The sequence below is a fragment of the Microbacterium aurum genome, assembly GCF_016907815.1.
GTDB lineage: Bacteria > Actinomycetota > Actinomycetes > Actinomycetales > Microbacteriaceae > Microbacterium > Microbacterium aurum.
On record NZ_JAFBCQ010000001.1, the window covers coordinates 2646844 to 2672106 of the forward strand.

General features: G+C 70.1%; 24 protein-coding genes. 4 read left to right on the top strand and 20 right to left on the bottom strand.

Features of this window, described 5'->3' with window-relative positions; all coding sequences use genetic code 11:
- The first annotated feature begins 38 nt into the window (after positions 1-38).
- Positions 39-1556 (top strand): IS1634 family transposase, encoded by a 1518-nt coding sequence (locus tag JOD60_RS13035; RefSeq protein ID WP_076689818.1) that lies wholly within the window; start codon positions 39-41, stop codon positions 1554-1556.
- A gap of 96 nt (positions 1557-1652) precedes the next feature.
- Here the strand turns inward: JOD60_RS13035 and JOD60_RS13040 are convergent, their stop codons facing one another.
- The 6 genes from JOD60_RS13040 to JOD60_RS13065 all read right to left on the bottom strand — a co-directional run bounded on the left by JOD60_RS13040 (position 1653) and on the right by JOD60_RS13065 (position 7626).
- Positions 1653-2447: a PP2C family protein-serine/threonine phosphatase gene (locus JOD60_RS13040; protein ID WP_076691011.1), complete on the bottom strand. Its 795-nt coding sequence runs from the start codon at positions 2445-2447 to the stop codon at positions 1653-1655.
- Between the two features lie 52 nt (positions 2448-2499).
- On the bottom strand, positions 2500-2934 hold the full coding sequence (locus JOD60_RS13045; RefSeq protein WP_076691012.1) for a cytochrome c oxidase subunit 4: 435 nt from the start codon (positions 2932-2934) through the stop codon (positions 2500-2502).
- Positions 2935-4701, bottom strand: coding sequence for an aa3-type cytochrome oxidase subunit I (gene ctaD / locus JOD60_RS13050; RefSeq protein ID WP_076691013.1), 1767 nt, complete (start codon positions 4699-4701; stop codon positions 2935-2937).
- The gene (gene ctaC, locus JOD60_RS13055) at positions 4701-5606 is read right to left on the bottom strand and encodes an aa3-type cytochrome oxidase subunit II (protein WP_076692217.1); all 906 of its coding nucleotides are present in this window, start codon (positions 5604-5606) and stop codon (positions 4701-4703) included. Before ctaC ends, ctaD begins: the two co-directional genes overlap by 1 nt.
- Positions 5607-5751: 145 nt before the next feature.
- Positions 5752-6120 (bottom strand): iron-sulfur cluster insertion protein ErpA, encoded by a 369-nt coding sequence (erpA, locus tag JOD60_RS13060; protein ID WP_076691014.1) that lies wholly within the window; start codon positions 6118-6120, stop codon positions 5752-5754.
- A gap of 78 nt (positions 6121-6198) precedes the next feature.
- The gene (locus JOD60_RS13065) at positions 6199-7626 is read right to left on the bottom strand and encodes a dipeptidase (protein ID WP_076691015.1); all 1428 of its coding nucleotides are present in this window, start codon (positions 7624-7626) and stop codon (positions 6199-6201) included.
- 86 nt (positions 7627-7712) lie between these two features.
- Here JOD60_RS13065 and JOD60_RS13070 point away from each other — a divergent pair, with 86 nt between their 5' ends.
- Positions 7713-8273: a DUF3043 domain-containing protein gene (locus JOD60_RS13070; RefSeq protein ID WP_076691016.1), complete on the top strand. Its 561-nt coding sequence runs from the start codon at positions 7713-7715 to the stop codon at positions 8271-8273.
- 162 nt (positions 8274-8435) lie between these two features.
- Here JOD60_RS13070 and JOD60_RS13075 read toward each other — a convergent pair whose 3' ends face one another.
- The 5 genes from JOD60_RS13075 to dnaE are packed head-to-tail and all read right to left on the bottom strand — an operon-like array spanning position 8436 to position 15949.
- A complete protein-coding gene (locus tag JOD60_RS13075; RefSeq protein ID WP_076691017.1) occupies positions 8436-9464 on the bottom strand; it encodes a quinone-dependent dihydroorotate dehydrogenase in 1029 nt (342 codons plus the stop codon).
- Between the two features lie 52 nt (positions 9465-9516).
- Positions 9517-9978, bottom strand: a complete 462-nt coding sequence (gene nrdR, locus JOD60_RS13080) for a transcriptional regulator NrdR (RefSeq protein ID WP_076691018.1) — start codon at positions 9976-9978, stop codon at positions 9517-9519.
- Positions 9978-11306 (bottom strand): histidinol dehydrogenase, encoded by a 1329-nt coding sequence (gene hisD, locus JOD60_RS13085; protein ID WP_076691019.1) that lies wholly within the window; start codon positions 11304-11306, stop codon positions 9978-9980. The genes nrdR and hisD overlap by 1 nt, the downstream gene beginning before the upstream one ends.
- Before the next feature lie 9 nt (positions 11307-11315).
- Positions 11316-12371, bottom strand: a complete 1056-nt coding sequence (locus JOD60_RS13090; protein ID WP_076692218.1) for a hypothetical protein — start codon at positions 12369-12371, stop codon at positions 11316-11318.
- A 59-nt stretch (positions 12372-12430) separates the two neighbouring features.
- Positions 12431-15949: a DNA polymerase III subunit alpha gene (dnaE, locus tag JOD60_RS13095; RefSeq protein WP_076691020.1), complete on the bottom strand. Its 3519-nt coding sequence runs from the start codon at positions 15947-15949 to the stop codon at positions 12431-12433.
- Positions 15950-15998: 49 nt separating this feature from the next.
- On the opposite strand from dnaE, the gene JOD60_RS13100 reads away from it, so the two are divergent.
- On the top strand, positions 15999-16469 hold the full coding sequence (locus tag JOD60_RS13100) for an NUDIX hydrolase (protein ID WP_076691021.1): 471 nt from the start codon (positions 15999-16001) through the stop codon (positions 16467-16469).
- A 178-nt stretch (positions 16470-16647) separates the two neighbouring features.
- Here the strand turns inward: JOD60_RS13100 and JOD60_RS13105 are convergent, their stop codons facing one another.
- The 9 genes from JOD60_RS13105 to murC all read right to left on the bottom strand — a co-directional run bounded on the left by JOD60_RS13105 (position 16648) and on the right by murC (position 24262).
- The gene (locus JOD60_RS13105) at positions 16648-17565 is read right to left on the bottom strand and encodes an RluA family pseudouridine synthase (protein ID WP_076691022.1); all 918 of its coding nucleotides are present in this window, start codon (positions 17563-17565) and stop codon (positions 16648-16650) included.
- Position 17566: 1 nt separating this feature from the next.
- Positions 17567-18181, bottom strand: coding sequence for a signal peptidase II (gene lspA / locus JOD60_RS13110; protein ID WP_157127951.1), 615 nt, complete (start codon positions 18179-18181; stop codon positions 17567-17569).
- Positions 18182-18186: 5 nt separating this feature from the next.
- A complete protein-coding gene (locus tag JOD60_RS13115; protein ID WP_076691024.1) occupies positions 18187-18804 on the bottom strand; it encodes a DivIVA domain-containing protein in 618 nt (205 codons plus the stop codon).
- A 109-nt stretch (positions 18805-18913) separates the two neighbouring features.
- Positions 18914-19216, bottom strand: a complete 303-nt coding sequence (locus JOD60_RS13120; RefSeq protein ID WP_076691025.1) for a YggT family protein — start codon at positions 19214-19216, stop codon at positions 18914-18916.
- 2 nt (positions 19217-19218) lie between these two features.
- On the bottom strand, positions 19219-19698 hold the full coding sequence (locus JOD60_RS13125) for a cell division protein SepF (protein WP_076691026.1): 480 nt from the start codon (positions 19696-19698) through the stop codon (positions 19219-19221).
- Between the two features lie 33 nt (positions 19699-19731).
- Positions 19732-20430, bottom strand: coding sequence for a YggS family pyridoxal phosphate-dependent enzyme (locus tag JOD60_RS13130; RefSeq protein ID WP_076691027.1), 699 nt, complete (start codon positions 20428-20430; stop codon positions 19732-19734).
- Entirely contained in the window at positions 20427-21581 is a 1155-nt protein-coding gene (gene ftsZ, locus JOD60_RS13135; protein ID WP_076692219.1) for a cell division protein FtsZ, read from the bottom strand. The genes JOD60_RS13130 and ftsZ overlap by 4 nt, the downstream gene beginning before the upstream one ends.
- A gap of 209 nt (positions 21582-21790) precedes the next feature.
- Complete coding sequence (locus tag JOD60_RS13140; protein WP_076691028.1) at positions 21791-22855, bottom strand: FtsQ-type POTRA domain-containing protein; 1065 nt, start codon at positions 22853-22855, stop codon at positions 21791-21793.
- A gap of 3 nt (positions 22856-22858) precedes the next feature.
- Positions 22859-24262 carry a UDP-N-acetylmuramate--L-alanine ligase gene (gene murC, locus JOD60_RS13145; RefSeq protein ID WP_076691029.1) on the bottom strand — a complete coding sequence of 468 codons (1404 nt, stop codon included), beginning with the start codon at positions 24260-24262 and terminating at the stop codon, positions 22859-22861.
- 171 nt (positions 24263-24433) lie between these two features.
- On the opposite strand from murC, the gene JOD60_RS13150 reads away from it, so the two are divergent.
- Positions 24434-25225, top strand: a complete 792-nt coding sequence (locus tag JOD60_RS13150; protein ID WP_076691030.1) for a hypothetical protein — start codon at positions 24434-24436, stop codon at positions 25223-25225.
- Positions 25226-25263 lie beyond the last annotated feature (38 nt).

The window sequence follows — 25263 nt, forward strand, 5'->3', positions numbered from 1 at the left end:
CGTGCGGGGCACTAACGGCGTCGATCTAGACTCGCTCGGTGGGGTGGTTCGTGCGGAAGGTGCGCACCGCGTCGGGTGCGACGGCGGTGCAGATCGCGTCGAAGACCCGTGGTGTGCGGACGATCGTGGAGCACCTCGGCTCCGCGCACGACGATGAGCAGCTCGCGGTGCTGGTCGCGATCGCGCGGGAGCGGATCGCGGAGCTGGCCGGGCATGTCCCGTTCGATCTGGACGGGCTGGGCGCGACGCCGCCGGCCACGACCGCGCCGACGGTGACCGGGTCGAGGTCCAGGTTGTTGTGGGATGTCCTCGAGGACGCCTACGCCCGTCTCGGGTTCGACGCGGTCGGCAACGACACATTCAAGAAGCTGGTCCTGGCCCGCGTCGTCGAGCCGACCAGCAAGGCGGACACGCTGCGGGTGTGGGACGAGCTCGGTGTCCCGGGTGCGCCGTCGCTGTCGACCGTGTGGCGGACCCTCGCCCGCAGCGTTGAGCAGGACTGGCGGTCGAAGATCGCCGCCGCAGCCTACGCGCATGCGACCCGATCTGGCCCGCTCACCGTCGTGCTCTACGACGTCACCACCCTCTACTTCGAGGCGGAGCGTGAAGACAAGCTCCGCAAGGTCGGGATGAGCAAAGAGCGCCGCGTCGACCCGCAGATCCTCGTCGGCCTCCTCGTGGACCAGGGCGGGTTCCCCCTCGAAGTCCACGAGTTCGCGGGCAACAGGGGCGAGACTCTCACCCTGCTGCCCGTCCTCGACCAGTTCCGCGAACGTCACTCCGCGACCGAGGTCGTGGTCGTCGCGGACGCCGGCATGCTGTCCGCAGCGAACCTGAACCGGCTGGAGGACGCCGGGTTCGGTTTCATCGTCGGCTCCCGCACCTCCTCCGCGCCATACGATCTCGCCGAGCACTACGCGACCGTCGGGAACATCGTCACCGATGGGGAGACGGTCGAGACCACCCGAACCATGGGTGCGGGTGTGAACGCGCGGGAGCGGCGAGTGGTGTGGCAGTACTCCCACAAGCGGAAGATCCGCGACAACATCACGTTGAACAAGCAGATCGAACGCGCCGAGCAGATCGCTGCCGGCACCCGCCCGGCGAAGAAGGACCGGTTCGTCACCCTCGGCACCAAGCCCGGCGTGAACTGGGCAAGAGTCGAGAAGGCCCGCGAATACATCGGCCTCAAGGGGTACGTCACCAACCTCAGCACCGCGACGGCTTCCGCTGCAGAGATCGTGGCGGCCTACCATGACCTGTTCCAGGTCGAGGCGACGTTCCGGATGGCAAAGACCGACCTGCGGGCGAGGCCGATGTTCGCGTCGACCGCGGACTCGATCCACGCGCACCTCACCGTCGTGTTCTGCGCTCTCGCGATCAGCCGGCACCTCTACAAGACCACCGGCGTGACGGTCCGCCGTATCGTCCGCGCGCTGCGCCCGCTGCGTGACGTCACGATCACCATCGACGGACACGAACTCACCGCGACCACCCCGCCAACGGGGGAAGCCGCCGACATCATCGCCGCACTCCGGCCGGGCGTGGGGCACTAAACTGACACGATCCAGGCCTGAGCCTGTCGAAGGGTGACGCACAGGTGATGGTCGTTCGCGAGCTGAGCTTGAGCAGAGCTAAGTCCGCGGGCACAGCTAGCCGGCGACGGCGTCGAAGCTCTCCCTGAAGCGGTCTGCGGCGGCCCCGCCGAATAGCGGCGGCTCGCCCGTCGGGGGTCCGTCGACAACGTCGGCCACGACTGCCGTGACGTTGTCGCGTGACCCGGCCTGCAGCGCGGCGGCGACCACCAGCTGAGCCGCGACAGCGGGATCGTCGGCGCTCGCGACGACGGCCGCGATCGCGTCATCCGGCAGGTAGTCGCTCACCCCGTCGCTGCAGAGCAGCCAACGGTCGTGGCGCACCGGGATGCGCGTGCTGATCCGCACCAGGTCATCGGCGTCGCCGCGGAGCGACGCGGTGATGATGTTGCGGCGCGGGTGCGTCATGGCATCCTCTTCGCGGACGATCCCGTGCTCGACGAGAACCTGCACGAACGAGTCGTCACGGGTCTGCCGCGTCAGGTGTCCTTCCCGCAGGAGGTACGCGCGAGAGTCGCCCGTGTGCGCGAGGAGGAGCGCACCGGCACGGGTGAACCACACGCCGGTGAACGTCGTGGCCATACCGGCCAGTGCCGGATCACGGCGCACGTGCGCGGCGAGGTCCCAGTTGGCGGCGCGGATGCGGACGGCGAGCTCGGCGGCATCCGCCACCGACGCCCCGCCGGAGACGAGACGGTGCACGAGCGCCGCCGAGGCGAGATCACCGGCCGGGCCGCCGCCGACACCGTCAGCGACACCCGCTCCCCACGAGGCCGCGAAGGCGGCATCCTGATTCGTCTCGCGATACTCGCCGACGTCGCTGGCGATGCCTGCGCGCAGCGACAGACCCATCACCACGATGGTTCCTGCACCGTTCCCGTCGAAGCCTCGACCCGCCGACCGATCAGCGTGCGAAGTATCCGCGGTAGTACTCGTACACCCAGCCGACGATCGCGACGACGAAGAGGGCGAGGCCGATGGGCAGCAGGAAGGTGCCCACCGCGAGGCCGAGGATGCCGAGGGATGCCGACAGCGCGAGCACGAGCGGCCACCACGACCACGGGCTGAACTCGCCCATCTCGGGGTCGCCGTCGTCGATGTCCGCCGTCAGGACGTCCTCGGGCAGCTCACCGCCCTGCGCGCGGTGCACACGGTCGACGTAGAAGGCGATCATCACCGACATGAACGCCGTGAACAGCAGGGCCACGGTGCCGACCCACTCGATCGCGTGGAACCACGGACGGTCTGAGTGCTCGATGATGTTCCAGCCGGTGTAGATCCCGGTCACCAGCAGGAAGAACGCGGCGAGGATCCACCAGAGGTTGACGTTGGTCTTCACTTACTTGACCTCTCCATCGGCCACATCGACCACGGGCGCGTCGGGGGCGTCCTTGGCAGGACCGACACCGACCGGCACGGCCGCCTCAGGGTGGTTCAGGTCGAACGCGGGACGCTCGCTGCGGATCCGCGGGATCGACGTGAAGTTATGGCGCGGCGGCGGGCAGCTGGTCGCCCACTCGAGCGATCCGCCGTAGCCCCACGGGTCGTTGACGGTGACGCGCGGCGCCTTGCGGGCCGTCAGCCACACGTTCAGGAAGAACGGGATCATCGACGCGCCCAGCAGCATCGCACCCACGGTGGAGACCTGGTTCTGCCAGGTCCAGCCGTCGGCCGCGGCATAGTCCGCGTAGCGGCGCACCATGCCGTCCACGCCCAGCCAGTGCTGGATGAGGAAGGTCATGTGGAAGCCGATGAACAGCATCCAGAAGTGGACCATGCCGAGACGCTCGTTGAGCATGCGGCCCGTCCACTTCGGCCACCAGAAGTAGAAGCCCGCGAACATCGCGAACACGACCGTGCCGAACACGACGTAGTGGAAGTGGGCGACCACGAAGTACGAGTCGGACAGGTGGAAGTCCAGCGGCGGCGAGGCGAGGATGACACCGGTGAGGCCACCGAAGACGAACGAGACGAGGAAGCCGAGCGCGAACACCATGGGCGTCTCGAACGTCACCGATCCTCGCCACATCGTACCGATCCAGTTGAAGATCTTCACACCCGTCGGCACCGCGATGAGCATCGTCATCAGCGCGAAGAACGGCAGCAGCACCGACCCTGTGACGTACATGTGGTGAGCCCACACCGACACCGACAGCGCCGCGATGGCGATCGTCGCGTAGACGAGGGTCTTGTACCCGAAGATCGGCTTGCGGCTGAACACCGGGAAGATCTCCGAGACGATGCCGAAGAACGGCAGCGCGATGATGTACACCTCGGGGTGGCCGAAGAACCAGAACAGGTGCTGCCACAGCAGGACGCCGCCGTTGGCCGGGTCGTAGATGTGGGCACCCAGCACGCGGTCGGCGGCGGCAGCCAGCATCGCCGCGGCCAGCACGGGGAAGGCCATGAGGATCAGGATGCTGGTGACCAGCGTGTTCCACGAGAAGATCGGCAGGCGCCACATGGTCATGCCGGGGGCGCGCATCGTGATGATCGTCGTGATGAAGTTGACGGCACCCAGGATGGTTCCGAAGCCGGACATGCCGAGCCCCAGCATCCACAGGTTGCCGCCGGCACCCGGCGAGAACGTCGCCCCGGCCAGCGGCTGGTAGGCGAACCAACCGAACGCGGCAGCGCCCTGCGGGGTGAGGAAGCCGGCCACCGCGATCAGCGAGCCGAAGAGGAACAGCCAGAAGGCGAACGCGTTCAGACGCGGGAAAGCGACGTCGGGCGCACCGATCTGCAGCGGCAGGATCGCGTTGGCGAAGCCCGCGAACAGCGGCGTCGCGAACATCAGCAGCATGATCGTGCCGTGCATCGTGAACAGCTGGTTGTACTGCTCCTTCGTGGGAAGGATCTGCATGCCCGGCTCGAACAGCTCGGCGCGGATGATGAGCGCCATCACACCGCCGAGCAGGAAGAACAGCACCGACGCGATGAGGTACATGTACCCGATCGTCTTGTGGTCAGTGGAGGTGATCCACTTGACGATGATGTTGCCCTTCTGCTCCACGCGGGTCGAGCTCATGAGCGCGGCCTGGCGGGGCGGAAGAGTGGTGGGACGCCCCGAGGTATCCGCCTGAAGGGGGATCGTCGTCGTCGCCATCAGTGTTCTCCCTCGGAGGTTGAGGATGCGCCCGTGCCGGGCAAGTTCTGCAGACGGTCGTACGCGTCGTTGATGTCGCCGGTCTGGTCAGCCGCCCGCAGCGACTCCAGGTACTGCTCGTACTCGGCGGGCTCGACGACCTTGACCTTGAACAGCATCATCGAGTGGTACTGGCCGCACAGCTCCGCGCACTTGCCGTCGTACTCGCCCACGCGCGTCGGCGTGAAGGACCAGTAGTTGTCCTTGCCGATGTACATGTCCTTCTTGTAGAGGAAGTCGATGATCCAGAAGGAGTGGATGACATCGCGCGAGACGAGCTTGAGCTTGACGGTCTCGTTGACCGGCAGCACCAGCGTCGGCAGCTCGGTGGTGATGTTGCCCTGCGCGTCGGTCTGCGCCTGGACACCCATGGTCCACACCGCGTCGTCACCGGCCTCGCAGTTGGCGGTGTCGTCGTTGTACTGGAAGTCCCAGGCCCACTGCTTGCCGATCGCGGTGACGCAGACGTCGGGGTCGTCGTACTGCGTCTCGAGGATGGCCTGGTCGCGCGCCGTGAAGGCGAAGAAGCCGAGCACGAGGATCAGCGGCACGACCGTGTAGAAGATCTCGACCGGCATGTTGTAGCGCAGCTGCACCGGCAGACCGGTCTGGCCGCGGCGGCGACGGTAGACGATCGCCGCCCAGCCCATCAGCGCCCACGTGATGACACCGACCGCGAGGAGCACGATCCATGAGTTCACCCAGAGGCCCGACACCATCTCGGTGTGGTTGGTCGCCTGGGTACCGTCGTCCGTGAAGCCGGGCAGATAGCCGTTCAGCTCGGTCGGCGTGCAGGCAGCGAGCGCGATCGCGGTGGCGATCCCGATCGGGATGACGGCGAGCCGGAGTCGGCGTTTGACGCGCACGGTGCACCTTTCGGGGTCATGAAGGTCGAACACCTTCAGTCTAGGGCAACCTCCCACCCGATTCAGGCCATCCGCCCAGGATGTCAACCACTATCGGAGGGGCCGGAGGCCCGGATCCGCGCGTGCGCGGCGGAGCGGGAGCCGCTCAGTGGAAGCTGTCGCCGCAGGCGCAGCTGCCGGCCGCGTTGGGGTTGTCGATCGTGAACCCCTGCTCCGAGATGGTGTCCTTGAAGTCGATCGTGGCGCCGTCCAGATACGGCACCGACATGTCGTCGACGATGACCTCGACGCCGTCGAAGTCGACCGCCTGGTCGCCGTCGAGGAACCGCTCGTCGAAGTAGAGCTGGTAGATGAGCCCCGAGCATCCGCCGGGCTGAACGGCCACGCGCAGACGCAGATCGTCGCGGTTCTCCTGCTGCAGCAGGCTCTTGACCTTCTCGGCTGCCGCATCGGTGAGCAGCACGCCGTGCGCCTTGGCGTCGGTCGTCGGGATGGGCGTCGCGATGTCGGTCATGGGTGCCTCCGCAGGGTGTCAGGCCGCACGTCCGGAACCGGGCGCGCGCGGTGCGATGTGCTCGATTCTACCGCCGCGTCACGACGCCGTGGCGGAATCGAGGCTCTCCAAGAGCAGCGCTTCCGAGACGAGCGCATGCCGGAAGGTGTCCAGGTGCAGCGACTCGTTGGGGCTGTGGGCCCGCGCGTGCGGATCTTCGACGCCGGTCACGAGGATCTGCGCGCCGGGGAACTCGCGCACCAGGTCGGCGATGAACGGGATTGAGCCGCCGACCCCGATGTCCACCGGCGGCACGCCATAGCCCTCTTCCAGCGCCGCGCGGGCGTGGGCAACGGCCGATCCGCCGGTGTCGACGAGGAACGCGTTGCCGCAGTCGATGTCGCTGAAGCTCAGCTGCGCGCCGAACGGCGCGCGCGCACGGAGGTGCTCCTCGATCGCCGCGAACGCCTCGCGGGCATCCTGGCCGGGCGCGACCCGCATGCTGATGACGACGGAGACCTCGGGCGAGAGCGTGTTGGAGGCGTTTCGCACGCTCGGCGCGTCGATGCCGGTGATCGTGATGGAGGGCTTGTTCCAGATGCGACTGAGGATCGTCCCCCTCCCGATGGGGCTGACCCCGTCGGGAAGCCCCGCCTCGTCGCGGAGGGTCTGCTCGGTGTACTCGGGCGTCTCGGCGTCGCGCTCGTGCACGCCCGCGACCGCCACGGCACCGTCGTCGTCCCACAGCGTGGACAGCAGCTTGACGGTCGCGAGCATGGCGTCGGGCACGGCACCACCGAACATGCCGGAGTGCGAGGCGTGCTCGAGCGTGCGCACCGTCAGGGTGAAGCGCGCGTTGCCGCGCAGCGAGACCGTCAGTGCGGGCGTCGCGGCATCCCAATTGCCGGAGTCGGCCACGACGATGACGTCCGCCCGCAACGCGTCGGCGTTCTCGGCGAGGAACGCAGCGAAGGAGGCGGAGCCCGCCTCCTCCTCCCCCTCGATGAACAGATTGACGCCCAGGTCGAAGTCGGTGCCGACCGCCTCGATCAACGCGCGCAGCGCGCCCACATGGGCCATGACGCCCGCCTTGTCGTCAGCGGCGCCGCGGCCGTACAGGCGGCCGTCGCGCACCGTCGGCTCGAACGGCGCCGACTCCCACAGCGATTCGTCGCCCACCGGCTGCACATCGTGGTGGGCGTAGAGCAGGATCGTGGGGCGCCCGTTGCGCGCCGCGCGCGAGGCCAGCACCGCCGGCATCCCCTCGGCACCGGTTTCGGGGATCACCGCCGTCGTCACCTCGACGCGGTCGAAGATGCCGAGGTCCGCCAGCAGCGCCTGCACCGCGGTAGCGCTGCGTTCCACCTCGGCGCGGTCGAAGCCCGGGAAGGCCACCGACGGAATGCGCACCAGGTTTCCGAGGTCTGCCAGCGCCGCGGGCACGGCGGCCTCCGCCGCGGCGCGCACGGCGGCGCGGCGCGATGCGCCAGGGGTGGACGGGTCGGGCCGGGACGAGGATGCGGACATGCGGGTAATCTTATGGGGCACGAACCGCGCGCCGCCCGCGGATCGCACCCCGCTCGCAACGCGCCCAGACATCGAGGTTCCACCCCGTGGCCAAGAACTCCGCAGCCCCCGACGCCGCCCCCGAGGTCCCCGCCGGACCCGGCAAGAACCGTCCGACGCCCTCGCGCGCCGAGCAGGAGGCCGCCCGGAAGCGTCCCCTCGTCGCCGACACCAAGGAGGCGCGCGCCCGCGCGAAGGCCGAGCTCGCCGCCCAGCGCGAGAAGGCCCGCATCGGCATGGCCAACGGCGACGAGAGGTATCTGCCGGTGCGCGACAAGGGCCCGCAGCGCCGGTTCGTGCGGGACTGGGTCGACTCGGGGTGGCACGCCGGCGAGCTGCTGATGCCGCTCATGCTCGTCGTGATCCTGCTGAACCTCGTGCCCAACACCGCGATCGTCTATTACGGCTTCGTCGGGCTGTGGCTGTTCATCATGTTCGTCGTCGTCGACATGATCTTCACCAGCATCCGGGTCAAGAAGCTGGCGCGCGCGAAGTTCGGCGAGCGCACCGAGAAGGGCCTCGGCTGGTACGCCGCGATGCGCACGATCCAGATGCGCTTCATGCGCCTGCCCAAGCCGCAGGTCAAGCGCGGCCAGCGCCCGGCCTGAGCGCCCGCTCCCCCGTCGCGGTGGCCGCGGCATCCGTCGCCGCCTCCCTCGCCGCCGGGATCATGCGCGGCGCGGCGCGCTCAACCGACGCACAGCGCGCCTACCCGCCGCTACAACAGCAACGTGCGACGGACGACGGCAGCGCAGGCGACCGCGACGCCGTCAGTCGCGCGCGGCGAGCAGCCCTCGGTTGATCTGACGCGCCCACAGCGGCCCGCGGTAGATGAAGGCGGTGTAGCCCTGGACGAGGGTCGCCCCGGCATCCAGCCGCTCCTGGACATCGGCGGCGGTCTCCACTCCCCCGGCTGCGATGACGCAGAAATCCTCCGGCACCGCGGCGCGGACGATGCGCAGCACCTCCAGCGCGCGCGCCTTCAGCGGCGCACCCGACAACCCACCCGCCCCCATCGCCGCGACGGCGGCCGCCGGGGTGCGCAGCCCCTCGCGCTCGATCGTCGTGTTGGTCGCGACGATGCCCGACAGCCCCGCATCCACCGCGAGGCGGGCGATGGCGGACACCTCGTCGTCGGGCAGGTCAGGGGCGATCTTCACGAGCAGCGGCGTCGTACCCGCGGCATCCCGCACCGCCTCCAACAGGGGCCGGAGCGTCTCGACCGCCTGCAGGCCGCGCAGCCCCGGCGTGTTCGGCGAAGACACGTTCACGACGAGGTAGTCGGCCACGGGCGCGACGAGCTTCGTGCTCGTGACGTAGTCGGCCGTCGCGTGCTCGACGTCGACGATGCGGCTCTTGCCGATGTTCGCGCCCAGCACGGCGCGACGCGGATGCCGACGCGAGCGGCGCAGGCGCTGTGCGGCCGCCGCGGCCCCGGCATTGTTGAATCCCATCCGGTTGATGAGCGCGCGATCGGCCACGAGACGGAACAGCCGCGGCTTGGCGTTTCCGTCCTGCGGCACCGTCGTCACCGTCCCCGCCTCGACGTGACCGAATCCGAGCGCGTACAGCCCCTCGCTCATCACCGCGTTCTTGTCGAACCCGGCCGCCACGCCGAACGGCGAGTCGAACGCGAGCCCCAGCGCCTCGGTGCGCAGGCGCGGGTCGGGCCGGGTCAGCGCGCGCACGATCGGGCGCAGCGGCCAGACTCCGAACGCGCGGATCACCGGCACGACGAGATGGTGGGCGCGCTCGGGATCCATGCGCGAGAAGACGGTGCGGAAGATGAGCGGATACATCGCCTCCAGCCTACGGCGCGGCGGGCATCGGGCCCTGCCGCACCGGCCGTCGTTATTCCGCGACGCGCTGGTGGTCGGCGCGCAGCTGCGCGATGGAGGACTCGAAGTCCTCCAGCGAGTCGAACGCCTGATACACGCTCGCGAAGCGCAGGTACGCGACCTCGTCGAGCTCGCGCAGCGGGCCGAGGATCGCCAGCCCGATCTCGTTGGTGTCGATCTGCGACGATCCGGTCTGGCGGACCGCCTCCTCGACGGCCTGCGCGAGCATCGCGAGATCGGCTTCGGTCACCGGGCGCCCCTGGCAGGCTTTGCGGACGCCGGACATCACCTTCTCGCGGCTGAACGGCTCGATGACGCCGGAGCGCTTGATGACGTTGAGGCTGGCCGTCTCGATCGTCGAGAACCGGCCGCCGCACTCCGGGCACTGCCGGCGGCGGCGGATGCTGAGACCGTCGTCGCTCGTGCGGGAGTCGATCACCCGCGAGTCGGCGTGGCGACAGAAGGGACAGTGCATCAGCGCGCTCCGTCCTGTGCGAATCGCGCCACGACGGCCTCGCCGTGCGCGGGCAGGGCCTCGGCCGTCGCGAGGGCGACGATCCCATCCTGCACGTCGGCCAGTGCGGCGCGATCGTAGGCGATGATCTGCTGCGGACGCAGGAAGGTGGATGCCGACAGGCCGGCCGCGTAGCGGGCCTGACCCCCCGTAGGCAGGACGTGGTTGCTGCCGGCGAGGTAGTCGCCGAGACTCACCGGCGAGTGACCGCCGACGAACACCGCGCCCGCGTTGACGAAAGCGTCCACGCGGGGGTCCCCCAGCTCGAGCCCGTCGAGGTGCAGCTCCAGGTGTTCCGGGGCGTAGGCGTTGCTGAAGGCGGTGGCCGCGGCGATGTCGTCGACGAGCACGATCGCGGATTGCGGGCCGCCCAGGGCGGCGGCGACGCGGTCGGCGTGCCGCGTCGTGGCGGCGCGCGCGGCCACACGCGTGGCGACCGCGTCGGCGAGCTCTGCCGAATCGGTGACCAGCACGGCGGCGGCCTGCTCGTCGTGCTCGGCCTGGCTCACGAGGTCGGCGGCGACCCAGTCCGCGTCGGCGGAGGCGTCGGCGACGACGAGGATCTCGGTGGCGCCGGCTTCGGAGTCGGTGCCCACGACGCCGGCGACGACCCGCTTCGCGAGCGCGACGAAGTTGTTGCCCGGGCCGGAAATGACGTCGACCCGCTCGAGGCCGAGCCCCGGCACGCCGTACGCGTACGCGCCGATCGCGCCCGCGCCGCCCATGGCGTACACCTCCTCGACGCCCAGCAGCCGGGCTGCGGCGAGGATCACGGGGTGCACGCGGCCGGCGAACTCGGCCTGCGGCGGCGAGGCGAGCACGACGTGCGTGACACCGGCGACCTGCGCCGGCACGACGTTCATGACGACGCTGGACGGATAGACGGCCTTGCCGCCGGGGACGTAGACGCCGACGCGCTCCGCGGGGCGCCAGCGCTGCTCGACGCGCGCGCCGGCGCCGAGCTCGGTGACGCGCACCGGCGGGATCTGCGCGGCCGAGGCTTCCCGCACCCGGCGGATGGCTTCTTCGAGCGCGGCGCGCACGGCGCGATCCAGCCCGCCGAGCGCCTCGTCGAGGTGGTGCTGCGGCACCCGGATGTCGTGACCCTGAACATTGTCGAACTGGGCGGCCTGCTCGCGCAGCGCCTCTTCGCCGCGTGCGGCGACGTCGTGGACGATCCGTGCGGCGACGGTCAGCGCCTCGTCACGGGCAGCGGTCGCCCGCGGCACGGCGGCGAGCAGCTCGGGCGTGCTCAGGGCGCGACCGCGCAAGTCGATGGTGCGGAGCATCCGTCCAGGTTACCCGCGCGTCACGCCGGAGACGTCGCGGAGGTAGCCGATGCGGCCGTCCTCATGACGCACGACGAAACTGTCGCCACGATCCTCGATCACGAGCGCCCACGCGGTGGGTCCGATCGTGAACAGGGGCACACCGTTCTCATCGACGACGTCGCGCTCCACGGGCGCGAGCGCCCAGAACGCCTGCGACGCGGACGGCGCGGGCTCGACATCGGCGATCACCGTCGTCTCGGGGGCCGCAGTCTCCGCCACCGGAGCCGCCGCGTACGCGCCGGCATCCGTCGCCTGCGGAGTCTGAGCCGCGTACGGGCTCGCAGTGTGCGGTGCGGCGGCAGGCGCCGGCCGGGGCGCCGCGGGGCGCGCGACGACGGGGCGGGCGGGGCGCGCGAAGCGATGTGCGGGCACCTCGGGGCGGTGGCGGAAGTCCTCGCCGATGGTGGGGAACAGCGGCGCGAACACCGTCAGCAGGACGCCCGCGAGCATGAGGATGAACTCGACCCACACGACCCACGTCGACAGGAAGATGCCCGTGCCCGAGACGGAGACGAACGAGCTCCACAGCAGGCCCAGCCAGATGATCGCCGAGACCGAGAAGGCGACGGAGGCGAACTGGTCGATGCCGAGCGAGCCGACGCGGCGGATGCCCTGCGGGGACAGCCGGCGCAGACCCAGCAGGAACACCGCGATCGTCGGCGTGCCGATCGTCAGCAGCCAGTCGATGCCGGTCCACACCGACGGCCCGGCTCCGGCGCGGCCGTAGTCGTAGATCGGGAAGAACGAGAAGACGAACGCGAGCAGCCAGACGCCCGCGAGCGCGACCTCGCGAATGGAGAACGGCCCGACGCCGTACTGCGGCGGCGCCGACGCGTCGACGCCCTCCGGTCCGTCGGTGAGGGCCTCGAAGGCCTCGGCGAACGACGCGTAGGTCACGTCGTCATCGTGCCCGGATGCCGGGGCCTCACCCTCGCGGGACTCATCAGCCGCCGCGTCGGTGGCGGGAGCGATGACGGGCTCGGCCGCCGGTTCGGTCTCGGGGGTGTTCTTCTCGTCGGTCACGGTGCGCATCCTTCCGGAACGGGAAACTCCACAGCGATCCTACTCTTCGGTCGCCGGCCTCACCCGAGACATTGCGGACCGAGAAGCCCCTTCAGCTCGCCGTACAGGTCGACCGTGACGCCCACCTGGGCAGGCACCTCGAACACCTTCGCGACGCCGCCCTTGTGCAGCTTCAGCGTCACCTCGGTGGTGCCGGGGTGACGCCCGAACACCTCGACGAGCTGACCGATCGTCGATTCGGTGGCGCGGTGCTCGGGCATGAGCAGGACGAGGGGTCCCGCGGCATCCATCGACCCGAGGTCCGGCGAGAAGGCGGACTGGCCGTGCAGGTTCAGGCCGTCGTCGCGTCGCGACACGCGCCCCCGCACGACGAGGATCGAGTCGGCGACGAGCATCGACGAGAACTCGGTGTAGGTCTTGCCCATGAACATGACGGTCACCTCGCCGTCGAAGTCCTCGACCGTGATCATGCCGTAGGGGTTGCCGCTCTGCTTCGCGACGCGGTGCTGCACGCTCGTGACCAGACCCGCGACGGTGACGATGTCGCCGTCGTTCACGTCATCCGAGGCGAGGAGGTCGTGGATCGAGGTCGACGCGTGCTTGGCGAGCGGGATCTCGAGCCCGGCCAGCGGATGGTCCGAGACGTAGAGGCCGAGCATCTCGCGCTCGAAGGCGAGCTTGTCCTTCTTCGTCCACTCCGGCCGGTCGGGAACCTTCTGCACCGCCTGCGGCTCGTCGTCGCCCCACAGGCTGTCGAAGTCGAAGCCGACCTCGCCGTTCGCCTCGCGTCGCTTGTCGAGCACCGCCTGCTCGGTGGCGTCCTCATGGATCTCCATCAGCGCGCGGCGCGTGGAGCCGAGCGAGTCGAACGCGCCCGCCTTGATGAGCGATTCGATCGTGCGCTTGTTCGCCACCTGCGCGGGCACGCGCGTGAGGAAGTCGTGGAACCCGGTGTAGGGGCCGGACTCGCGGGCCGCGACGATCCCGTCGACGACGTTGGCGCCGACGTTGCGCACGGCGCCCAGGCCGAAGCGGATGTCGTCGCCGACGGCGGCGAAGTAGCGGATCGACTCGCTGACGTCGGGCGGCAGCACCTTGATGCCCATGCGGCGGCACTCGTTGAGGTACACCGCCATCTTGTCCTTCGAGTCGCCGACGCTCGTGAGGAGCGCGGCCATGTACTCGGCGGGATAGTGGGCCTTCAGGTACGCCGTCCAGTACGACACCAGGCCGTAGGCGGCGGAGTGCGCCTTGTTGAAGGCGTAGTCCGAGAACGGCAGGAGGATGTCCCACAGCGCCTGGATCGCGCCCTCCCCGAAGCCGCGCTCCTTCATGCCGCCGGAGAAGCCCTCGTACTGCTTGTCCAGCTCGGACTTCTTCTTCTTGCCCATCGCGCGGCGCAGGATGTCGGCCTGACCGAGGGAGAACCCGGCGACCTTCTGCGCGATGGCCATGACCTGCTCTTGGTAGATGATCAGGCCGTAGGTCGTGTCGAGGATGTCGCGCAGCGGCTCTTCGAGCTCGGGATGGATCGGGGTGATCGGCTGCTGCCCGTTCTTGCGCAGCGCGTAGTTGGTGTGCGAGTTCGCGCCCATCGGACCGGGACGGTACAGCGCGATGACGGCGGAGATGTCCTCGAAGTTGTCGGGCTTCATGAGGCGCAGGAGCGCCCGCATCGGGCCGCCGTCGAGCTGGAAGACGCCCAGGGTGTCGCCGCGGGTCAGCAGATCGTACGCGTCGCGATCGTCGAGGCTGAGGTGCTCGAGGTCGATCTCCTCGCCACGGTTCATGCGAATGTTGTCGAGGGCGTCGGAGATGATCGTGAGGTTGCGCAGCCCCAGGAAGTCCATCTTGATGAGACCGAGCGCCTCGCACGACGGGTAGTCGAACTGCGTGACGATCTGGCCGTCCTGCTCGCGGCGCATGATGGGGATGATGTCCAGCAGCGGCTCCGAGGACATGATGACCCCGGCCGCGTGCACGCCCCACTGGCGCTTCAGGCCCTCGAGCCCGAGCGCCCGGTCGAAGACCGTCTTCGCCTCGGGGTCGGTCTCGATGAGGCTGCGGAACTCGCTCGCCTCCTTGAACCGCGGATGCTCGGGGTTGAACATGCCGCCGAGCTCCATGTCCTTGCCCATGACGGGCGGCGGCATGGCCTTGGTGAGGCGCTCGCCCATGCTGAACGGGAAGCCGAGCACGCGCCCGGCATCCTTCAGCGCCTGCTTGGACTTGATGGTGCCGTACGTGACGATCTGCGCGACCCGCTCGGAGCCGTACTTCTGCGTCACGTAGTCGATGACCTCGCCGCGGCGCCGGTCGTCGAAGTCGACGTCGAAGTCGGGCATGGAGACACGGTCGGGGTTGAGGAAGCGCTCGAAGATGAGGCCGTGCTCGAGCGGGTCGAGGTCGGTGATCTTCATCGCGTAGGCGACCATGGATCCGGCGCCGGAACCACGTCCGGGTCCGACGCGGATGCCGTTGTCCTTAGCCCAGTTGATGAAGTCGGCGACGACGAGGAAGTACCCCGGGAACCCCATCTGCAGGATGATCCCGGTCTCGTACTCCGCTTGCTTTCTGACCTTGTCGGGGATGCCGGCGGGGTACCGGTAGTGCAGGCCCTTCTCGACCTCTTTGATGAGCCAGCTGTCCTCGGTCTCGCCGTCGGGCACCGGGAAGCGGGGCATGTAGTTCGCGGCGGTGTTGAACTCGACCTGGCACCGCTCCGCGATCAGGAGCGTGTTGTCGCACGCCTCCGGATGGTCGCGGAAGAGCTGGCGCATCTCCTGCGCCGTCTTGATGTAATAGCCGTCGCCGTCGAACTTGAACCGGTTCGGATCGTCCAGCGTCGACCCCGACTGCACGCAGAGCAGCGCCTCGTGGGCGTCAGCCTCGTGCTGGTGCGTGTAGTGGGAGTCGTTGGTGGCGACCAGCGGGATGTCGAGATCCTTCGCGAGTCGCAGCAGGTCGGTCATGATGCGGCGCTCGATCGAGAGGCCGTGATCCATGATCTCGGCGAAGTAGTTCTCCTTGCCGAAGATGTCCTGGAACTCCGCGGCGGCGGCGCGCGCGGCGTCGTACTGCCCCAGTCGCAGCCGGGTCTGCACCTCACCGGACGGGCACCCGGTCGTCGCGATGAGGCCCTTGCCGTAGGTCTGCAGCAGTTCCCGGTCCATGCGGGGCTTGAAGTAGTACCCCTCCATGCTCGAGCGGGAGCTCAGCCGGAACAGGTTGTGCATGCCCGCGGTGTTCTCGCTCCACAGCGTCATGTGCGTGTACGCGCCCGAGCCGGACACGTCGTCGCTCTTCTGGTCGGGCGAGCCCCACGCGACCCGGGACTTGTCGCTGCGGTGCGTGCCGGGGGTGACGTAGGCCTCGAGCCCGATGATCGGGTTCACGCCCGCGGCCTTGGCCGCGTTGTAGAACTCGAACGCCGCGAACGTGTTGCCGTGGTCGGTGACGGCGATCGCCGGCATCCCGTATTCGGCTGCCGCCTTCGTCATCGCACCGATCTTCGCGGCTCCGTCGAGCATCGAGTACTCGCTGTGCACGTGCAGGTGTACGAAGGAGTCGGATGCCACGGATCGAGTCTACGGCGGGGCCACCGACACCGGCTTCTAGGCTGGACGCATGCCCACTCCCGACTTCATCCTGGAACTCCGCCGCCACGTCGGCACGATGCCGCTGTCCCTGTCCGGGGTGACCGCCGTCGTGCTGCGCGGCGATGAAGTGCTGCTCGGCCGGCGCAGCGACACCGGGGCGCTGACGCCGATCACCGGGATCGTCGACCCGCAGGAAGAGCCCGCAGACGCCGCGGTGCGCGAGACGCTCGAGGAGGCGGGAGTCGTCGCGCGGGCGACCCGGCTGACGTGGGTGCATCAGATTCCGCGGGTCATCTACGACAACGGCGACCAGAGCGACTACCTCGACCTCGTGTTCCGCTGCGAGTGGGTCTCGGGCGACCCGTACCCCGCCGACGGCGAGATGACCGAGGTGGGCTGGTTCCCGCTCGACCACCCGGACCTCACCGGCGACATGCGCCGGCGCGTCGAGTCCGCCCTGGACGAGGCGGGCGAGGCGCGTTTCGAAGGCGGGCGCTGACCGCCTCGGACCGTGCGCCGCGCCGTGCGCGGCCGCCGTGCGCGGCCGCCCCGCCCGCCCGCGACGGCCGTGACCGCGAGAGAACAACGGGGTGCCGAGAGCGTGGGTGATGCCCGTTCTCTCGGCGCGCAGTTGTTCTCTCGGCGAATGGGGCCGGGTGCCGGGCGCGGGGCGCGGGTCAGCCGCGCAGCACCTCGAGGGCGTGCGCGAGGTCGGCCGGGTACGCGCTCGTGAAGGTCACCCAGTCGGTCGTGACAGGGTGCGCGAACGACAGCTCATGGGCGTGCAGCCACTGCCGTGTCAGTCCGAGGTGGGCCGACAGCGTCGGGTCGGCCCCGTACAGCGGGTCGCCGACGCAGGGATGCCGGTGCGCGGCCATGTGCACGCGGATCTGATGCGTGCGCCCGGTCTCGAGGTGGATCTCCAGCAGCGATGCGCGCGGGAACGCCTCGAGCGTCTCGTAGTGGGTGATGGAGTCCTTGCCGTCGGGCGTGACGGCGGACTTCCAGGAGTGCGAGGGGTGGCGCCCGATCGGCGCGTCGATCGTGCCGGCGAGGGGGTCCGGGTGTCCCTGCACGACGGCGTGGTAGATCTTGTCGACCTCGCGCTCCTTGAACGCGCGTTTGAGCGCGGTGTAGGCCCGCTCGCTCTTGGCGACGACCATCAAGCCGCTCGTGCCGACGTCGAGCCGGTGCACGACGCCCTGCCTCTCCGGCGCACCGGTCGTCGCGATGCGGAAGCCGGCGGCGGCGAGGGCGCCGAGCACCGTCGGACCCTCCCAGCCGACGGACGGATGCGCCGCGACGCCAGCAGGCTTGTCGACCACGACGATGTCGTCGTCGTCGTGGACGATCCCGAGGTCGGGCACGGCGATCGGGACGATCTCGGGCTCGCGACGCTCGGACCACTCGACCTCGAGCCAGCCGTCGGCGCGCAGCTTGTCGGACTTGCCGACGGCACGGCCGTCCAGCCGCACCCCGCCGGCCTCGGCGACCTCGGCGGCGAAGGTGCGCGAGAAGCCGAGCATCTTCGCGAGGGCGGCGTCCACGCGGACGCCGTCGAGTCCGTCGGGGACGGGCATGCTGCGGGACGGCATGTCAGTCGTCGTCGCGGGACTCGCGCGCGGGCTCGGCAGACGCGCTCACGTCGGCATCCTCTGCCGGCGCGTCGTCTCCCTCACGGCTGCCGTCCAGGCGACGGCCGCGCAGCACCAGCAGCGCCACGCCGATCATCATGGTCACGATGAACATGTCGGCGACGTTGTAGATCGCCGGGTTCATGCCCAGCCACATCCATGGCGTGTTGATGAAGTCGACGACGTGCCCGACGAGGAATCCGGGATCACGCAGCAGTCGGTCGGTGAGATTGCCCAGGATGCCGCCGAGAAGCAGCCCCAGCACGATCGCCCATGTCCGGGACCGGACGCGCGTCACCGCCAGCACGACGATCGTCACCGCGGCGGCGGCGAGCACCAGCGTGAAGACCCAGGTGACCTCCTCGCCGAACGAGAACGCGGCGCCGGGGTTGCGGGTCAGATACAACTGCAGGAACTGGCCCCAGACCTCCACCGGCTCCTGATAGGGCAGGTTCGTCAGCGCGAGGTGCTTGGAGAACTGGTCGGCGGCCAGCACCAGCGCCGCGAGGATCGCGACGAGGGTGCCGGCCGCCGGCCGGGACAGCAGGGTGGTGCGCCGAGAGGTGCGGGGCTCCACCGGGTTCAGGATGCCGAGACGGGCGTCGCACCCGAGGTCGAGCCGGCGACGTCGAGGTCGCGAAGCTTCTCCTCGATGAAGCCGCGCAGCTGCGAGCGGTAATCACGCTCGAACTGACGCAGCTCGCTGATGCGGCCCTCGAGCGTCACGCGCTCGCTCTCCAGGCGCGCGATCTCCTCGCGGCCCTTGGCCTCGGCCTCGGCGAGGATCGCGGCGGCCTTGGCCTGCGCCTCGGAGATGAGCTTGTCGCGCTGCGTGACGCCGTCGGCGACGTGCTCGTCGTGCAGGCGCTGCGCGAGCTCGATGATGCCGGCGGAGGCGGCGGCGCCGCCGGTGGCGGCGGGAGCGGCCGCGACGGGCGCGGGAACCTCTTCGACGACCTCGTGCTCGGGCGCGGAGTGCTCGACCGCCGGCTCCTCTGCCGGGGCAGCGGCCTGCGCGGGCGCCTCGCCCGACTCGTAGGCGGCGAGCTTCGCCTTCAGCTCCTCGTTCTCGGCGATGGTCTTGCGCCACTCGACGACGATCTCGTCCAGGAAGTCGTCGACCTCATCCGGGTCGAAGCCCTCCTTGAAACGGACGTGCTGGAACTGCTTGGTGACGACGTCTTCGGGGGTCAAAGCCATGGTGTTTCCTCTTTCGGGGCTCACGACGCGGGCCGATTGGGGGTGACCCGCTTCGGCGAGTCGTACTGACACAGCATAGTCCGCACGCCGGGGCGGTGCGAGGAGCCCGTCACAGGCGCTCGAAGATGCGGACGACCGACAGCAGCACGAAGCAGGCGATCATCGTGACGGGGAAACCGAGGTCCAGCGCGACGGGTCCGAGCCGCAACGGAGGCAGCAGGCGACGGAAGAACCGCAGCGGAGGATCGGTGACGGTGAAGACGAGTTCGGCAAGCACGAGCCCGAATCCCCGAGGCCGCCACTCGCGGTTGAACATCGGGATGTACTCGAGGATGAGCCTCGCGAGCAGCAACAGGATGTAGACGAGAAGCAGGACGTCGACGACGGATGCCGCCAGGCGCACGAACTCCACGACTACTGCGAGAAGGGCGCGGCCTCGGGATCGGCCTGCGCGACCGAGCCGTCACCGGAGATCGCGACGTTCTCGGGCGAGAGCAGGAAGACCTTGCTCGTCACCCGCTCGATGCGTCCGTACAGACCGAGCGAGAGACCGCTGGCGAAGTCGATGAGGCGACGTGCGTCCGCGTCGCTCATCTGCGAGAGGTTGATGATGACGGGGATGCCGTCGCGGAAGTTCTCGGCGATCAGCTGCGCGTCGCGGTACTGCTTGGGGTGCACCGTGAGGATCTCGCTGACGGTGCCGGCGGTGGGCTGACGCACCACGGCCGGACGGTGCAGCGGGACCACGGGCGCGGCCTTCTCGACGGTGCGCTCCGCGCCCCGCTCGCTCGTGCGCTCGCGGCGGGCCGGGGTCTCGGCGACCGGCTCGTCGTAGACCTCTTCCTCATCGGCGAGGCCCAGGTACACCATGGTCTTCTTGAGCGGGTTCGACATCGCATTCCTCCGTTTGCTCGTCTGTGTTTGAGGCTAGCCGTCAGCGGGCCGCGGACCCGTGATTGCCGTGCCGATCCGCAGGTGTGTCGCGCCCGCGGCGATCGCTTCGGCGAAGTCGCCGGACATTCCGGCCGACATCCACGCGGCATCCGGCACGACACGCCGCACCGCGTCGGCGGCCGCCGCGAGGCGCTCGAAGGCCGCGGCCGGCGCCTGCGTGAGCGGGGCGACCGCCATGACTCCGCACACGCGCAGCGACGGACAGCGCGCCGCGACGTGCTCCGCGAGGGTCTCCACCTCGCCCGGCGAGATCCCGCCGCGGCCCGGGTCGTCGGTGAGGTTCACCTGCAGGAAGACATCCAGCACGCTGCCGTCGGGGTCGGCGGCGTGCAGCGCATCGGCCACGCGATCGCGGTCGACGGAGTGCACGCAGTCGGATGCCGCGCGCACCGCACGGGCCTTCTTGCTCTGCAGCTGCCCGATGAAGTGCCATCGGACATCCGCGGCCGGTCCCTCGACCTGCTGCAGCGCGGCGCGCTTGGCGGTCAGCTCCTGCTGGCGGTTCTCCCCCACGTCGCGCACGCCCAGGGCGGCGAGGTCGGCGACGACCTGCGCGGGGTGGAACTTCGTGACGACGATGCGCGTCAGGGCGCCGGGGTCGCGACCGACCGCCCTGGCCGCATCCGCGATGCGGGCGTCCAGGGCGGTCAGTCGTTCGGCCAGATCGGTCACTTCAGGAAATCGGGGATGTCCAGGTCGTCATCGCCGAACACCGAGTCGTACGAGTCGCTGGATGCCGTGACCGAGACGGTCTCCTTGGGGGCGCTGTGGTCGGCCTCGGCGATCTCGCGAGCGGCCTCGTCGGCCGGCACCGCGGGGACCAGCGGAGCGGACACGGGGCGCTGCGCCGTGATGGGCTCGATGCGCGCCTGCGGCTCACCGCCGTCGAAGCCGGCGGCGATGACCGTCACGCGCACCTCGTCTCCGAGGGTGTCGTCGATGACCGTGCCGAAGATGATGTTGGCCTCGGGGTGCGCGGCCTCCTTCACCAGCTGCGCGGCGTCATTGATCTCGAAGATGCCGAGGTTCGACCCACCCTGAATCGACAGCAGCACGCCGTGGGCGCCCTCGATCGAGGCTTCCAGAAGCGGCGACTCGACGGCCAGCTCGGCCGCCTTTATCGCCCGGTCGGCGCCGCGCGCCGAGCCGATTCCCATGAGCGCCGACCCCGCCCCCTGCATGACCGATTTGACGTCGGCGAAGTCGAGGTTGATGAGACCGGGCGTCGTGATGAGGTCGGTGATGCCCTGCACACCGGCCAGGAGCACCTGGTCGGCCGTGGCGAACGCCTCGATCATCGAGATGCCGCGGTCGCTGATCTCGAGCAGCCGGTCGTTGGGGACGACGATGAGGGTGTCGACCTCTTCCTTGAGCTTGGAGACACCCTGCTCGGCCTGCTGCTGGCGGCGGCGCCCTTCGAAGGAGAAGGGCTTGGTGACGACACCGATCGTCAGCGCGCCGATCGACTTCGCGATGCGCGCGACGACGGGAGCGCCGCCGGTGCCGGTGCCGCCGCCCTCGCCGGCGGTGACGAAGACCATGTCGGCCCCCGCGAGCGCCTCCTCGATCTCTTCGGCGTGGTCCTCGGCGGCGCGACGGCCGACCTCGGGGTCGGCGCCCGCACCGAGCCCGCGGGTGAGCTCGCGGCCCACGTCGAGCTTGACGTCGGCGTCGCTCATGAGCAGCGCCTGCGCGTCGGTGTTCACCGCGATGAACTCGACACCTCGCAGCCCGAGCTCGATCATCCGATTGACGGCGTTCACGCCACCGCCGCCCACACCCACGACCTTGATCACCGCGAGGTAGTTCTGGTTCTGGCTCATGCCGGCCTCCATTGTGTCCCGAACCCTGACTGCTAAACCTTGAACCTCAAGTTGAGGTTTAAAGAATTGCCGAGTATGCAATTCCTTGATTGAAGGTAAGCGGGAGACACCGGCGGCCGGTTCAGGCGCTGGGCGTGTCGCGCGATCGGAGTTCGCGTCTCGCGCGATCGGAGTTCGCGTCTCGGGCGATCGAAGCTCGCGCGGCGGTGTCAGCGGATGACGACGGCGTCGACAGAGGAGACGTCGTAGCTGGAGACATCGGCCGGAGGCCGGACCGCCATGGCCGAAGCCAGGCGCAGCGCCTTCTCGGCGGACTCGTCGGCGTTGCCCCAGACGACGTCGGTGTTCGTTCCGCCGAGCGTCAGCGTCACGTCGTTCGCCGTCGTCGCGCGCATGGTCGTCACCTGGGCGCGGATGTCATCGGGAAGCGAGCGGTACACCGTGCCGATCGCGGTGAACGCCGGCGATCCGATCCCGTCGGTCGCCTCGATCACGGGGTGACCCGCGGGGGGATCGGGGGTCGTCGCGAGCGCGACGCCGGCGGCATCCACCAGCGTGTACCCGGCCGCGGACTGCACCGCTCCGATGGGCGTGCGCTCCACGATGCGGACCACGAGCTCGTGCGGCGGCCGCGCCTCGAGGGTGTAGCTCTGGACCAGCGGGAACTGCACGAGCGCCGCCTTGATCTCGGACGAGTCGATGAGCGGGAGCGGAGTGCCCAGCTGGCCGTCCAGCGCGGCCTCGACGTCCCCGGGGTTGAGCGTCTCGGCGCCGACCACGCGGATCCGCTCGACGGCGAACAGCGGACTGTACGCGGCGCCGAGGGTGCCGAGGACCAGCAGCGCGAGCGCGCCCAGCACGCCGATCCACAGCATCCGACGCCGCCGCTGGCGCACCGTGAAGCGACGCACCTCGGCGCGCAGCGCCCGGCGCCGGGCGCGGGCGGCGGCCCACACATCGCGGACGCCGATGGGCGCGGCATCCGGAGCCTGCCCCTCGTCCGGCTTGACCCGATCCGCGTCGGAGGGATCGCGGTCGTCGATCGGGACGACGGGCGCGAGCGGCGCGGTGGTGGCCCACGCCGGCGCAGTGAGGTCGTCGTCCCGCGCGTCCGCCCCCGCCCCACCGGGCACGGCGCCGGTCGGCTCGGACGGCGTCTCGGGGGCGGTCTCGGTGCGGCGCGGCGGCAGGGGGATCGACACCTCGACCGGCGCGTCCGCGTCGCCGGCGGCACCGGTCGACGGCGGGGCCGGAAGCGGAGTCGGCCGGCGCATGGGCTAGTCCTGTGCCTTCGCGGCCAGGGCTTCGAGCACCTGCGGGATGATGAGGTGGACGTTGCCGCAGCCGAGCGTGATGACGTAGTCACCGGAGCGGGCGACGGATGCCGTGTAGTCGGCCGCCTGCTGCCAGTCGGCGACGAAGTGCACGCGGTCGGCGTCGCGGAAGGCGCCGCTGACGAGCTCGCCCGTGACGCCGGGCACCGGGTCTTCGCGGGCGCCGTAGACATCCAGGACGACGGTGTGGTCGGCGAGGGTCTCGAGGACGTCGGCGAACTCGCGGTACATCTCCTGCGTCCGCGAGTAGGTGTGCGGCTGGTGCAGGGCGATGATGCGGCCGTCGCCGACGACGCTGCGCGCGGCCGACAGGGCCGCGGCCACCTCGGTCGGGTGGTGGGCGTAGTCGTCGTAGACGCTGACGCCGCGCTCGACGCCGTGCAGCTCGAAGCGGCGGACCGTCCCCGCGAACCGCTCGACGGCGCGCAGGGCCGGCTCGAGCGGGTAGCCGAGCGTGAGCAGCACGGCCACGGCCCCGGCGGCGTTGATGGCGTTGTGCGCACCCGGGACCGACAGGCGTCCCGGCACGGTCTCGCCGTCGTGCGTCAGGGCGAAGGCGACGGGACCGGCCGTCACGATGTCGGTGACGCGGACGTCGGCGGCGGCACCCTCGCCGAACGTGATCACCCGCGGGTGTGTGAGCGCGGCGGCGACGCGGCGGGCGCCGGCGTCGTCGGCGGAGATGACGACGGCCTCGCGGGCGCCGTTCGCGAACCGGACGAAGCCGTCGTAGAACGCGTCGCGCGATTCCCAGTGGTCGAGATGATCGGGGTCGACGTTGGTGATGAGGGCGACCGAGGTGTCGTAGAGGAGGAAGGTGCCGTCGGACTCGTCGGCCTCGATGACGAACAGCTCGTCCGAGCCGGTGCCGCTGGAAACGCCGAGATCGGCGATCACTCCCCCGCTGACGAAGGTCGGCGCCTCACCGAGGCCGCGCAGTGCGGTGACGATCATGCCGGTCGACGTCGTCTTGCCGTGGGCGCCCGCGACGCTGACGAGGCGGCGGCTGCCGATCAGCCAGTGCAGCGCCTGCGAGCGGTGGATGACGTGCAGCCCTCGCTCCTTGGCGAGGAGGAACTCCGGGTTCTCGGGCCAGATCGCTCCGGTGTGGACCACAGTGTCGACGGCGTCGGGAAGATTCGCCGCGTCATGGCCGACGTGCACGATGGCACCCCGATCGGCGAGCGCCCGCAGCGCGGCGCTGTCCGCACGGTCCGACCCCGACACGCGGATGCCGCGGTCGAGGAACATGCCCGCGAGCCCCGACATCCCGGATCCGCCGATCCCGATGAAGTGGGCGGCGGTGATCTCGGCGGGGATAGGGAGGCTCAGGTCGGGTCGAATCATGGCCCGTCAAGTCTAGGTCGGCACGCGCAGGGCGGAGGCTGCGGCGCGCTGGGCCGGTGGACGACGCTGTACGCCGGCGTCGCTCGCTCGCCGTTCGCGGCCGCGTGGCTGTTTCTGGCGGCGGGGTCCGCGCTGCTGGGCGCGGCGGCGACCGCGATCCTCATCGGGACGATGCTCGCGGGACGACTGCGCGGCTGGGCGTACGCGATCGGAGGGGCGGCGGGGCTGGTGCTGGCACCGACGCTCATGGTCACGTTGCCGAGCCCGGCGACGGCCGGGCTGACGGCGATCGGCGCGCTCGTGCTCGCCGATCTCGGGACGCGCCCTCCGCGCGGCGGCACCCGGTCCCCCGCGAGATCCGTACCCGCCGCACGCGGAAGGACGCCGACTTCAGCCACACCCGCCGACACGCCCGCACCGCACGACCGGGCCGCCGAGGTCCGCTCGCGGTGGATCGCGGGCCTAGCGACGACGTCGTTCGTGCTCGGGATCCCGGCCGTCGCCTTCGCGTTCGCCGGGTCGCAATGGTCACCGCTGGACGCGAGCGAGGCGATGCGGGCGGGCATCGCAGCCGGAGCGCTCGCGGCGATTCCGCTCACCCTGTGCGTGGGCGTGGCGCGGACGGGCCACCGCACGCGAGACCGCTGGGGCCCCGCCGTGCTCCTCGTCGTCGCGGCGGCCGCGCTGGCGATCGTGAATGCGGCATCCGACGGCGATGGCAACGCGATCGTGTGGCAGCTTCTGCTGTGCGCGCTGCCGATCGCCGGAGCCGTCGCGTGGCTGCTCCTCACGTCCCGGCGAGCGGCGGACTCGGGCGGGATCCTGGCGATCGGCGCCGCCCTGCCCGTCCTCGTGCTCGCCCTGGGACTGCAGCTGCTTCCCTTCCTCACCCCGGTCGCCGCGCTCGTCGTCGCGGTCTCTGCGTCGGTGCGCCGGCGCCGCCGCGCCCTCTCGGCGGGCTGACGCTCGGCGCCACCCCGTCGGCGCGGCCGGGACGGCGC